The following is a 13,261-nucleotide window of genomic DNA, read 5'->3' as shown; positions in this document are numbered from 1 at the left end:
CGTTCAGGAGCAACCTTGATTATAGTAACATTTTGACTCATACAATGTCAACTAGGATTAACTGTTTTTATACAAAATTTACGACGGAAAATTTTACTGTTCCACATAAACTTCATCGTTTTCTACATTCATGTCACCTTGTGTTGTTTTTACAAGATCCACTTTGCGATAACGATTCATACCTGTTCCAGCAGGAACAAGTTTACCGATAATAACATTTTCTTTCAATCCTAGAAGCTCATCGCGTTTACCCTTAATCGCTGCATCAGTTAAGACACGTGTCGTTTCTTGGAACGATGCTGCAGATAAGAATGAATCAGTTTCAAGTGAAGCTTTTGTAATACCAAGTAGAACAGGTCTAGCCGTTGCTGGTTGTTTACCTTTCAGTAACACTTTCGCATTCGCATCAGTAAACTGATGGATATCTAGTAGTGTTCCTGGTAATACATCTGTTTCACCCGCATCACTTACACGAACTTTACGTAACATTTGACGTACCATTACTTCTACGTGTTTGTCACCAATTTCTACCCCTTGCATACGGTATACTTTTTGAACTTCACGTAGTAAGTATTCTTGAACCGCCGTAATGTCCGTTACTTTTAGTAATTCTTTCGGATCAATAGAACCTTCTGTTAACTCTTTACCGTGGCTAATTGGCTGTCCTAGAGTTACTTTCAGACGCGCACCGTAAGGAATAGCATACGTACGAGCTTCAACTTCACCCTGTACAACTACTTCTTGGCGATCTTTAACATCGTTAATCGCTGCGATAACACCATCGATTTCACTGATAACTGCCTGACCTTTCGGGTTACGAGCTTCGAAGATCTCTTGGATACGAGGTAAACCTTGAGTGATATCATCTCCGGCAACCCCACCTGTATGGAACGTACGCATCGTTAACTGTGTACCTGGCTCACCGATAGATTGAGCTGCGATAATACCTACCGCTTCTCCTACTTCTACGTCTGTTCCAGTTGCTAAGTTTCGACCGTAACACTTCTTACATACACCGTGGCGAGTGTTACACGTGAACGCTGAACGAATGTTTACAGTTTCAACACCCGAATTTTCAACGATATGCGCGATATCTTCAGTAATTAGTTGGTTTTCACTAACTAATACTTCACCTGTTTCAGGATGTTTTACAGTTTTTCTTGCAAAACGTCCAACAAGACGATCATATAATGACTCAATTACTTCATTACCCTCTTTAATCGCACCAATTAATAGACCACGATCTGTTCCACAATCATCTTCACGGACAATTACATCTTGTGCAACGTCTACAAGACGACGTGTTAAGTAACCAGAATCGGCAGTTTTAAGTGCTGTATCGGCAAGACCTTTACGCGCACCATGCGTAGAGATGAAGTACTCAAGTACTGTTAAACCTTCACGGAAACTTGATTTAATTGGAAGTTCGATAATACGACCAGATGGATTGGCCATCAGACCACGCATACCAGCAAGCTGAGTAAAGTTCGATGCGTTACCACGGGCACCTGAATCACTCATCATGAAGATTGGGTTGCGTTTATTCAAGGATTTCATCAGTTTTCCTTGGATAACATCTTTTGCATTACTCCAAATAGAGATAACGCGATCGTAACGTTCTTCTTCCGTGATTAAACCGCGACGGAATTGTTTAATTACATTATCTACTTTTGCTTGTGCTTCATGGAGAATTTCATCTTTTTCGCCTAATACAAGAATGTCAGATACCCCAACTGTAATACCAGCTTTTGTAGAGTACTTAAATCCTAAGTTTTTCATGCGGTCAAGCATGCGAGATGTTTCCGTAATTTGGAAACGTTTGAATACTTCCGCAATGATGTTACCAAGGATCTTCTTGCTAAATGGCGCCACTTCTTCGCGACTAGCAATAATTTCTTTAATGTTCGCACCTTTTTCAACGAAATATTCCGCTGGTGTTTCTTTTTCAAGGTTTGAGTTTGTTGGTTCATTAATATAAGGGAACGACTCTGGTAAGATTTCGTTAAATATTAATTTACCAACTGTTGTTAATAGAAGCTTACTCTTTTGCTCTTCAGTAAACGTTACATTATTTACCGAACTTGCAGCAACTGCAACACGTGTGTGCAGATGTACATATCCATTTTGGTATGCAAGTATTGCTTCGTTTGCATCTTTGAAGACCATACCTTCACCGATTGCGCCTTCACGCTCAAGTGTTAAGTAGTAGTTACCTAATACCATATCCTGAGATGGAGTAACAACTGGTTTTCCGTCTTTTGGATTCAAGATGTTTTGTGCCGCTAACATAAGAATACGAGCTTCTGCTTGTGCCTCTGATGATAACGGTACGTGAACTGCCATTTGGTCACCGTCAAAGTCCGCGTTGTATGCAGTACATACAAGTGGGTGAAGACGAATTGCGCGACCTTCTACTAATGTAGGTTCAAACGCCTGGATACCAAGACGGTGAAGTGTTGGTGCGCGGTTTAGAAGTACTGGATGCTCTTTGATCACAGATTCTAAAACGTCCCAAACTTCAGGTTGTACACGCTCAATTTTACGTTTAGCACTCTTAATGTTGTGTGCTAAACCTTTTCCAACTAACTCTTTCATAACGAAAGGCTTAAACAATTCAAGCGCCATTTCTTTCGGTAATCCACATTGGTACATCTTTAAGTTCGGTCCTACAACGATTACAGAACGGCCAGAGTAGTCAACACGTTTACCTAATAAGTTTTGACGGAAACGTCCTTGTTTACCTTTAAGCATGTGAGATAGTGATTTTAATGGACGGTTACCCGGTCCAGTAACTGGACGGCCACGGCGACCATTATCGATTAATGCGTCTACAGCTTCTTGTAACATACGTTTTTCGTTTTGAACGATGATGCTTGGTGCACCTAAGTCCAATAGACGTTTTAAACGATTATTACGGTTAATTACACGACGGTATAAGTCGTTTAAGTCAGAAGTAGCAAAACGTCCACCATCCAACTGTACCATTGGGCGTAGTTCTGGCGGGATAACTGGAAGAACATCTAGGATCATCCAAGATGGGTGATTTCCAGAGTTACGGAATGCTTCTAATACTTCTAGACGTTTAATAGCACGAGTACGGCGTTGTCCTTGCGCTGTTTTTAATTCTTCTTTTAAGAAGTCTACTTCTTTATCTAAATCGATGTCTTGTAGTAGCTTTTTAATCGCTTCCGCACCCATAGCAGCTTGGAATGTGCTACCATATCGATCACGATATGCACGGTATTCTTTTTCAGAAAGTAATTGCTTCTTATCAAGTGGTGTATCTCCACTTTCTGTTACAACATAAGAAGCGAAATAAATTACTTCTTCAAGCGCGCGAGGGGACATGTCTAAGACAAGTCCCATGCGGCTCGGGATACCTTTGAAATACCAAATATGAGATACAGGAGCAGCTAATTCGATATGACCCATACGTTCACGACGAACTTTTGCACGCGTTACTTCAACGCCACATCGATCACAAACTACACCTTTATAACGTACACGTTTGTATTTTCCGCAATGACATTCCCAGTCCTTTTGTGGTCCGAAAATACGCTCACAGAACAAGCCATCTTTTTCAGGCTTTAACGTACGATAGTTAATTGTTTCTGGTTTCTTAACTTCACCGTATGACCAAGAACGAATCTTGTCAGGTGAAGCAAGTCCAATCTTCATATATTCAAAGTTATTTACATCTATCAAGGGGCCTACCTCCCTTTTAGTCTACAGGTTATCCCAATTATTCTTTAGTTGTCTCAACTTCGACATTCAATTTATCTGCTGATTGATGATCATCGTCATCTTCTGTATCACGCATTTCAATTTCTTTATCGTCGCTAGACATCATTTTAACGTCCATACCTAAACTTTGCAGCTCTTTAATCAATACTTTGAATGATTCAGGAACGCCTGGTTCTGGAACATTTTCGCCTTTAACAATTGCTTCATACGTCTTAACACGTCCAACAACATCATCAGACTTCACTGTTAAGATTTCTTGAAGAGTATAAGCAGCACCGTAAGCTTCAAGTGCCCAAACCTCCATCTCACCGAAACGCTGTCCACCGAACTGAGCTTTACCTCCAAGAGGCTGCTGCGTTACAAGTGAGTATGGTCCAGTAGAACGAGCATGAAGTTTATCGTCAACCATGTGCGCAAGTTTGATCATATACATGACACCAACAGATACGCGGTTATCGAATGGTTCACCAGTGCGTCCGTCATACAGGATTGTTTTCGCGTCATTTGCCATACCAGCTTCTTCAATCGTGCCCCAAACATCTTCCTCACGAGCACCATCGAATACTGGTGTTGCAATGTGAATACCAAGGTATCTTGCTGCCATACCAAGATGAAGCTCTAATACCTGACCGATATTCATACGAGATGGTACCCCTAATGGGTTTAACATGATATCGATTGGCGTACCGTCTGGTAAGTAAGGCATATCTTCTTCTGGTAAAATACGAGAGATAACACCTTTGTTACCGTGACGTCCGGCCATCTTGTCACCTTCAGAGATTTTACGTTTTTGAACGATATATGCACGTACAAGTTGATTCACGCCTGGTGGCAATTCATCGCCATCTTCACGGTTGAATACTTTTACGTCTAAGATAATACCGCCACCACCGTGTGGTACACGTAGTGATGTATCACGTACTTCACGTGCTTTTTCTCCAAAGATAGCATGTAATAGACGTTCTTCAGCTGTTAATTCTGTTACACCTTTAGGTGTTACTTTACCAACAAGTAAATCTCCATCTTTTACTTCCGCACCAACGCGAATGATACCGCGCTCGTCAAGGTTGCGTAATGCATCTTCCCCAACGTTTGGAATGTCACGTGTAATTTCTTCTGGTCCAAGCTTCGTATCACGAGCTTCTGACTCATATTCTTCAATATGAATGGAAGTGTACACATCATCTTTTACAAGGCGCTCACTCATAATGATCGCATCCTCGTAGTTATAACCGTCCCAAGTCATAAAGCCAACAAGCACGTTACGTCCAAGTGCTAGTTCACCTAATTCCATAGAAGGACCATCCGCAAGAATCTCACCTTTTACAACTTCATTTCCAACACTTACGATTGGACGTTGGTTGTAGCAAGTTCCTTGGTTAGAACGAATGAATTTTTGCATTTTGTAGCGATCTAAGTCGCCTTTTACTGTTTGACCGTCAACTTCTACATAGCGACGTACCCAAACTTCACGTGCTTCTACGCGTTCAACAACACCAGGATGTTTACAGATTACTGCAGCACCTGAGTCTTTTGCTGATACGTACTCCATACCTGTACCTACAATCGGAGATTCCGGATTCATTAACGGAACCGCCTGACGTTGCATGTTCGCTCCCATAAGTGCGCGGTTAGAGTCATCGTTTTCTAAGAACGGAATACAAGCTGTCGCTGCCGACACTACTTGTTTTGGAGATACATCCATGTAGTCGATGCGTTCTTTATTTGTGACAATGTTTTCACCACGGAAACGAGCTACGATATCTTCGCTAAGGAATTCTCCTTCTTCAGATAATTTCATATTCGCTTGGGCTACAACATAATTATCTTCTTCATCTGCTGTTAAGTAATCAACCTGCCCTGTTACAAGACCAGATTCTGGATCAACACGACGGTATGGTGTTTCAATGAAACCAAACTCATTTACTTTCGCGAACGATGATAATGAGTTAATCAAACCGATGTTTGGTCCCTCTGGTGTTTCAATCGGACACATACGACCATAGTGAGAGTAGTGAACGTCACGTACTTCAAAGCCTGCACGCTCACGCGTTAAACCACCGGGTCCTAATGCAGATAGTCTTCGTTTGTGAGTTAACTCTGCTAATGGGTTTGTTTGATCCATGAACTGAGATAACTGAGAACTTCCGAAGAACTCTTTAATAGATGCAATAACCGGGCGAATGTTAATTAACGCTTGTGGTGTAATTGCATTTGTATCTTGAATCGACATTCTCTCACGAACAACACGTTCCATACGAGAAAGACCGATACGGAATTGATTTTGTAATAGTTCTCCAACAGAACGCAGACGACGGTTTCCTAAATGGTCGATATCATCTGTATCCCCCACTTTGTATAGTAGGTTGAAGAAGTAACTGATAGAAGCAAGGATATCACCTGGTGTGATGTGTTTTACATCACGAGTAATATTTGCATTACCAATTACATTAATTACGCGTTCGCCTTCTGACTCAGGAGCATAAATCTTAATAGATTGCAGCTCAACATCGCCTTCTACCACTCCACCCATTGGTTTCGCTGTTTTGAATCCAATGTTTTTCTCTAAGTAAGGTAAAATGCGATCAAGTGTACGACGATCTAAGATTGTTCCTTCCGCCGCTAAAATTTCACCAGTTTCTGGATCCACTAATGTTTCAGCTAAACGTTGATTAAACAATCTGTTTTTAATGTGTAACTTCTTGTTGATCTTATAGCGACCTACATTTGCTAAATCGTAGCGCTTTGGATCGAAGAAACGAGACACAAGTAAGCTCTTAGCATTTTCTACTGTTGGTGGTTCACCAGGACGTAGACGCTCATAAATTTCAAGCAATGCTTTTTCTGTGCTATCTGTGTTGTCTTTTTCTAATGTGTTGCTTAAGTATTCGTTATCACCTAAAAGCTCGGTGATTTCTTGATCAGAGCCAAACCCTAATGCGCGTAACAAAACAGTTACAGGAAGTTTACGCGTACGGTCAATACGCACATATACAACATCCTTAGCATCTGTCTCATACTCTAACCAAGCTCCGCGGTTTGGAATTACAGTAGCAGTAAAACCACGTTTTCCGTTTTTATCCACTTTGCCACTATAGTATACGCTTGGAGAGCGAACTAACTGGGAAACGATAACACGTTCTGCACCGTTAATTACGAATGTTCCAGTCTCTGTCATGAGTGGGAAATCTCCCATGAACACATCTTGTTCTTTTACTTCACCAGTTTCCTTGTTGATTAGACGCACTTTTACACGAAGTGGTGCTGCATACGTCACATCACGCTCTTTGCATTCGTCTACAGAGTATTTAGGTTCACCTAAGCTGTAGTCGATAAATTCAAGCGATAGATTTCCCGTAAAGTCTTCGATCGGAGAAATGTCCTGGAACATTTCTCGCAAACCCTCATCAAGAAACCACTGATAAGAAGAGGTTTGAATTTCGATAAGATTTGGTAACTCTAATACTTCACTAATACGGGCATAACTTCTTCGTTGGCGGTGGCGTCCGTATTGAACTAGTTGACCTGTCAACTGCTTCACCCCTCAAATCATGAGTATTATAAATGCACAAAAAAATTTGTGCAAAATCACAAATAAATACAACTACTGCTATTAGCGTAGTTTTTTCTCTTAAAGATAAATACGTTGAGTCTTTCTACCTGCTCAAAAAAGAAAAATGGCTTCTATAAGAAAACCATCATTCTGTTTCATAATCTGCTGATTTTACTATCTTTTCCAAGAGAAACAAAAATATACATCTTTCTCAACGCAGAAAATCATATATTGGCATTGTATAATGTTAACATAGCCAAAAATAACCGTCAACGTTTTTTTGATTTTATGATATAATATCCTTTTTTCTTTTCTACAACTTCGACTTCAGAAAATACTTCCTCTAGTTTCTTCAGTGCAGATGGTGCACCTTGCTTCTTTTGAATAACAATCCACAACTCTCCACCTGGAACTAAATACTCTACAGCCTTTTCTAAAATCTCATGCACGATATCTTTACCTGCACGAATTGGAGGATTAGATAGAATAGCAGCATACATACCATCTACATTTTCATAGACGCTACTTTGAAAAATGCGTACATTTCCAATTCTATTGTTAGCGGCATTTTCTTTCGCAAGCTCAAGCGCCCTTTCATTCACATCCACCATGTGAACTTTACGGTCTTGAAACTCTTTCGCCAACGATAAACCAATTGGTCCATATCCACAACCTACGTCTAATATATCACCTTTAATATCTGGCACTTGAAACGCTTCAATTAAAAGACGAGAACCAAAGTCCACTTCGTTTTTCGAGAACACCCCACGGTCAGATAAGAAAGTAAATTGAGATCCACGAAGTGTAAATTCCCATCGTTTACGATCACTTTTACTAGAAGGGTCGTTAGAAAAATAATGGTCTGCCATATGGCCACCTCTTTTCTTTACAGTTAAAAAAAAAGCTCGCATGAGAGCGAGCTTTTTTTAAAGCATCAAAAGTTAATTACTTAACTTCTACAGCAGCGCCAACTTCTTCAAGTTTAGCTTTCATTTCTTCAGCTTCCTCTTTAGAAACGCCTTCTTTGATTGCTTTTGGAGTGTTGTCAACTAATTCTTTAGCTTCTTTTAAGCCAAGACCAGTGATTTCACGTACAGCTTTGATAACTTTGATTTTTTGAGCGCCAGCACTTGCAAGTACTACGTCAAATTCAGTTTTCTCAGCAGCAGCTTCACCAGCGCCACCAGCTACAGCTACAGGAGCAGCAGCAGTTACGCCGAATTCTTCCTCGATAGCTTTTACTAAGTCGTTAAGTTCTAATACAGTCATAGATTTAACTGCTTCAATGATTTGTTCTTTAGTCATTGTAAATATCCTCCCTTAAATAGGTTTGTATTGTTTTATAGATAACAAGTAATTATCTTTTAAAAAATTAAGCGCCTTGCTCTTCCTTTTGTTCTGCAACTGCTTTAGTAGCAAGTGCAAGGTTACGGATTGGAGCTTGAAGAACGCTAAGAAGCATAGAAAGTAAGCCTTCACGTGATGGAAGAGTAGCGATAGCTTTAACCTCATCAAGTGTTACAAGTTTACCTTCGATTACACCAGCTTTAATTTCTAAAGCTTCATGTTTTGTAGCGAAGTCGTTTAATACTTTCGCAGGAGCAACTACATCCTCGTTACTGAACGCGATTGCGTTTGGTCCTGTTAAGAATTCGTTTAACTCAGCCATTTCAGCAGACTCTGCAGCACGACGAGTTAAAGAGTTTTTGTAAACTTTGAACTCAACGCCAGCTTCACGTAAGTTTTTACGTAATTCTGTTACTTCAGAAACTGTTAAACCACGGTAGTCAACAACGATTGTAGATTTACTTTCGCGAAGTTTGTCCGCGATTTCAGTTACAACTTGTTGTTTAGTTTCGATTACTTTGCTCATGTTATTACACCTCCTGTAGATTATATAGAAGATGTACCGAAAGTGCACTAAAAACCTCCATGCCCAACTTGTAGACATGGAGGCATATAGTCACAGAAAAAAATTCCGTTTCGTATATTAACACCTAGGTAGGAAATTAAGTCTATTGACACCTACTGTCTACGGTACACTAATTAAATTCACAACATAAATGATTATATAAAAACTTCTTTATGAAGTCAACTTCCAAATTTTACGCTAATGTAGAAACGTCTACACGTACGCCAGGTCCCATTGTAGAAGCAACTGTTACGTTCTTCATGTAAGTACCTTTTGCAGCAGCTGGCTTAACTTTTTGTAAAGTGTCAGCAATTGTTCCGAAGTTTTCTACTAATTTAGCATCTTCGAAAGATACTTTACCGATTGGAACGTGGATGTTACCAGCTTTATCAACGCGGTATTCAACTTTACCAGCTTTGATTTCGTTAACAGCTTTAGTTACATCGAAAGTAACTGTTCCAGTTTTAGGGTTTGGCATTAAACCTTTAGGTCCTAATACGCGACCAAGTTTACCAACTTCACCCATCATGTCAGGAGTTGCTACTACTACATCGAAATCGAACCAACCTTGTTGGATTTTACCGATGTAATCAGCATCGCCTACGAAGTCAGCTCCAGCAGCTTCAGCTTCTTTAGCCTTTTCACCTTTAGCGAATACTAATACACGTTGTACTTTACCAGTACCGTGTGGAAGAACAACTGCACCACGGATTTGTTGGTCAGCTTTCTTAGGGTCAACACCTAAACGGAATGCAACTTCTACAGTCGCATCAAATTTAGCTGTGTTTGTTTTCTTTACTAATTCTACTGCTTCTGTTGCAGAGTAAGCAGTTGCACGATCAACAAGCTTTGCAGCTTCTACGTACTTTTTACCTCTTTTAGCCATTTTTATTTCCTCCTCGAATGTGGTTTTAGCGGAATAACCTCCCACGTTTACGCTTATTTTCAGGTATAACCTGAGGATGCGCGCCATCCATTTATTTAAAAACGATAATCATTTACGATAATAAAGGTTGCGAATTGGAATTCCAGACCCGCAACCTTTTTAAAAAAAACAAATCGAATTAGTCTTCGATAACGATGCCCATACTGCGTGCAGTACCTTCAACCATACGCATTGCAGCTTCTACACTAGCAGCGTTTAGGTCAGGCATTTTAGTTTCAGCGATTTCGCGTACTTTATCACGCTTAACAGTTGCCACTTTATTACGGTTTGGTTCACCAGAACCAGACTCAATACCAGCTACTTTCTTAAGAAGAACAGCAGCAGGAGGAGTTTTAGTAATGAAAGTGAATGAACGGTCCTCAAATACCGTAATTTCAACAGGGATGATAAGACCAGCTTGATCAGCTGTACGAGCGTTAAACTCTTTACAGAAGCCCATGATGTTAACACCTGCTTGTCCTAATGCTGGACCAACTGGTGGAGCTGGGTTAGCTTTACCTGCAGGAATTTGAAGCTTTACCATTTTAATTACCTTTTTAGCCACGAGACACACCTCCTTAAGTCCGTGATGTGGTCAATTGGACAGTGATTTGCCCTCCCACGTCATATTTTATCTGTAAGGATAAAATCTTTCAAAAAACGTCTCCGATAACGAAGACGTACTGACTTAAAAGATATTATCACTTTTTACAATTCATTTCAAGTTTCATTTTATAATTTTTCAATTTGATGGAAGTCAAGCTCAACTGGAGTCTCGCGACCAAACATGTCCACAAGCACGCTAACCTTTTTCTTCTCCACATCAATTTCTTCAATAGCACCTGTATAATCTGCGAATGGCCCCTCATTTACACGCACTGTCTCATGAAGTTCAAAGTCGAAATCAACCACTTCGTTGTCCATTCCCATATGCTTCATAATGGTAACCACTTCCTCTTCTAATAGAGGTGATGGTTTAGATCCAGAACCAGAAGAACCAACGAACCCAGTTACACCTGGCGTGTTACGTACAACATACCAAGAGTCATCAGTCATGATTAATTCTACTAATACATAACCTGGGAACACTTTTCTTTTCATTAATTTTTCTTTACCGTTTTTCATTTCTACTTCTACTTCTTCCGGGACAACAACACGGAAAATTTTATCTTGCATACCCATTGATTCTACACGTTTCTCTAGGTTTGCTTTTACTTTATTTTCATATCCAGAATAAGTATGGACAACATACCAACTTTTTTCCATTCATTTAGGACGAGCGTCCTTCCCTCCCTGACGTACATTTTTTTGCGCAAATGAAAAAACCCGTTCACCGGGCCTTTACACAGTTCTTATAAATAACATTATATCATGGATAAGTGCTTCTTATTCAAGAATTAACCAAGAATTAACCGAATTAAAGAAGAAATGCCCATATCAACCACTGCGAAGAAAATCGCAAAGAAGACAACTGTAGCGATAACAGTCGCTGTTGAACGGAGTAATTCATCTTTTTTAGGCCAACTTACTTTTTTCATTTCGCGACCTACATCGCCGAAAAAGTTCGTTAAACGCATCTACGGGACCTCCAGTGTATTATTTCAATTATTTATTTTGTTTCCTTGTGAACTGTATGCTGATTGCATGTTTTACAAAACTTCTTTATTTCAAGTCGCTCTACTGAGCTCGTATCTTTCATCGTAGAGTAGTTTCGATTTTTACACTCTTCACATGAGAGTACAACTTTTTTCCTCATTAGTTACACCAACCTTGTAACATTATGTCCCTAAAAATGTATCATACAACAAAAGACAATGTCAATGACATGCCTTTTGCACTCTCTACAAAAAGAAAACAGGTGATTTTTTACACCTGTAGCATTTGTTATGAATTTAAAGTGGTACTCTCTCTCATTTCCATATATCGTTCCAATTTCCGCTTCACCCTCTGTAAAGCGTTATCAATAGATTTCACATGTCTATTTAACTGTTCCGAAATCTCTTGATAAGAACGACCATCTAGATATAAAGAAAGCACTTTTCTTTCTAAATCGCTTAATAATTCAGATATTTTAGATTCTATGTCTGTATATTCTTCCTGACTTATAATCATTTCTTCAGGATCCGTTACCTTCGCTTCCGAAATAACATCTAATAATGTCCGATCAGATTCCTCATCATAAATCGGCTTATCTAAAGACACATATGAATTTAACGGAATATGTTTTTGCCTTGTTGCTGTTTTAATAGCGGTAATAATTTGCCGAGTGATACACAGTTCAGCAAATGCTTTGAATGAAGACAGCTTGTCCTCTTTATAATCACGAATCGCTTTAAACAATCCAATCATACCTTCTTGAACAATATCTTCTCGATCGGCACCCACTAAGAAATAAGATCTCGATTTCGCGCGAACAAAGTTCTTATATTTGTGAATCAAATATTCTAGAGCGTCAGTATTACCTTTTCGAACTAACTCAACGATTGCCTCATCCTCTAAATCACGAAATGTAACGTCGCCTACACTTACGAAGCCTGCTTCCACCTTGATCCCTCCGACCGCTATTTATTTAGCAATATTATACAGTAAAAAGATAAAGAGCGTCAATGCTTCAACGCTCTCCTCTTCTTAATTTTTCTAATTTTTCTGTAATATCTTTACTAAATATTTTTCGCATGGCGGGTTGCTTTTCTTTTGTGTCTTGTGTACGCCTTCTTACTTGTTGCTCCATCGCTTGTACTTCCAACTCCAATTCACGTGCAGATTTCCGAAGAGCACCTTGCGCAAATATAACCCATTGTTCCGTATAATCAGAAGTCGCAACATATATTTGCGTATTTATATTTCTAAGCTCAATCGCAAGCTGCTCTATCTTTTCATCTGCAGTTTGATTCTTCCTCGTGAATATGACTTCCACACGCGATTGTTTCATCTTTTTTTCAATACCTTGGACTGTATAAGCATCAAAAACTATCATTACCTTTGTACCTGTGTATCCTTGGTAATCCGCCATCTTATCAATCAGTGCATCTCTTGATGATTGCAAATCTACATCCCGTAGTTTCTTCAAGTCTCCCCAAGCTCCGATAATGTTGTAACCGTCAACGATTAAAATATCGTTCATTTT

At 39.6% G+C, this 13,261-nt stretch carries 12 protein-coding genes and 1 other annotated feature; all 12 genes read right to left on the bottom strand.

All coding sequences use genetic code 11. The annotated features are described in order from the left end of the window. Window positions 1–93: 93 nt before the first annotated feature. Window positions 94–3,705, bottom strand: a complete 3,612-nt coding sequence (rpoC, locus tag DT250_RS25070; protein WP_000567950.1) for a DNA-directed RNA polymerase subunit beta' — start codon at window positions 3,703–3,705, stop codon at window positions 94–96. Window positions 3,706–3,742: 37 nt separating this feature from the next. Beyond that, window positions 3,743–7,276 (bottom strand): DNA-directed RNA polymerase subunit beta, encoded by a 3,534-nt coding sequence (gene rpoB / locus DT250_RS25065; RefSeq protein WP_000147550.1) that lies wholly within the window; start codon window positions 7,274–7,276, stop codon window positions 3,743–3,745. A 290-nt stretch (window positions 7,277–7,566) separates the two neighbouring features. Further along, window positions 7,567–8,166, bottom strand: a complete 600-nt coding sequence (locus DT250_RS25060) for a class I SAM-dependent methyltransferase (protein ID WP_048543031.1) — start codon at window positions 8,164–8,166, stop codon at window positions 7,567–7,569. A 76-nt stretch (window positions 8,167–8,242) separates the two neighbouring features. After that, window positions 8,243–8,602, bottom strand: coding sequence for a 50S ribosomal protein L7/L12 (gene rplL, locus DT250_RS25055; RefSeq protein WP_000159737.1), 360 nt, complete (start codon window positions 8,600–8,602; stop codon window positions 8,243–8,245). Window positions 8,603–8,669: 67 nt separating this feature from the next. Further along, window positions 8,670–9,170, bottom strand: a complete 501-nt coding sequence (rplJ, locus tag DT250_RS25050; RefSeq protein WP_000048721.1) for a 50S ribosomal protein L10 — start codon at window positions 9,168–9,170, stop codon at window positions 8,670–8,672. Between the two features lie 39 nt (window positions 9,171–9,209). Beyond that, window positions 9,210–9,353: a sequence feature (ribosomal protein L10 leader region), on the bottom strand. Between the two features lie 49 nt (window positions 9,354–9,402). Then, window positions 9,403–10,095 carry a 50S ribosomal protein L1 gene (gene rplA, locus DT250_RS25045; RefSeq protein ID WP_002096939.1) on the bottom strand — a complete coding sequence of 231 codons (693 nt, stop codon included), beginning with the start codon at window positions 10,093–10,095 and terminating at the stop codon, window positions 9,403–9,405. A 178-nt stretch (window positions 10,096–10,273) separates the two neighbouring features. Beyond that, window positions 10,274–10,699, bottom strand: a complete 426-nt coding sequence (gene rplK, locus DT250_RS25040; RefSeq protein ID WP_001085872.1) for a 50S ribosomal protein L11 — start codon at window positions 10,697–10,699, stop codon at window positions 10,274–10,276. 167 nt (window positions 10,700–10,866) lie between these two features. Beyond that, entirely contained in the window at window positions 10,867–11,400 is a 534-nt protein-coding gene (gene nusG, locus DT250_RS25035; protein WP_000415794.1) for a transcription termination/antitermination protein NusG, read from the bottom strand. Window positions 11,401–11,531: 131 nt separating this feature from the next. Further along, window positions 11,532–11,711: a preprotein translocase subunit SecE gene (gene secE, locus DT250_RS25030; RefSeq protein WP_001241321.1), complete on the bottom strand. Its 180-nt coding sequence runs from the start codon at window positions 11,709–11,711 to the stop codon at window positions 11,532–11,534. Between the two features lie 32 nt (window positions 11,712–11,743). Then, window positions 11,744–11,890, bottom strand: a complete 147-nt coding sequence (rpmG, locus tag DT250_RS25025; RefSeq protein WP_002070160.1) for a 50S ribosomal protein L33 — start codon at window positions 11,888–11,890, stop codon at window positions 11,744–11,746. Between the two features lie 128 nt (window positions 11,891–12,018). Next, on the bottom strand, window positions 12,019–12,678 hold the full coding sequence (locus tag DT250_RS25020) for an RNA polymerase factor sigma-70 (protein ID WP_000387198.1): 660 nt from the start codon (window positions 12,676–12,678) through the stop codon (window positions 12,019–12,021). 67 nt (window positions 12,679–12,745) lie between these two features. Next, window positions 12,746–13,258: an NYN domain-containing protein gene (locus DT250_RS25015; RefSeq protein WP_000997888.1), complete on the bottom strand. Its 513-nt coding sequence runs from the start codon at window positions 13,256–13,258 to the stop codon at window positions 12,746–12,748. Window positions 13,259–13,261 lie beyond the last annotated feature (3 nt).

Origin of the sequence: Bacillus sp. AR2-1 (genome assembly GCF_008368755.1) — a bacterium.
In the GTDB taxonomy this organism is placed as follows: Bacteria; Bacillota; Bacilli; order Bacillales; family Bacillaceae_G; genus Bacillus_A; species Bacillus_A wiedmannii.
The sequence above is the reverse complement of the archived record's forward strand: the minus strand, read 5'-3'. Positions and strand labels throughout refer to the sequence as shown.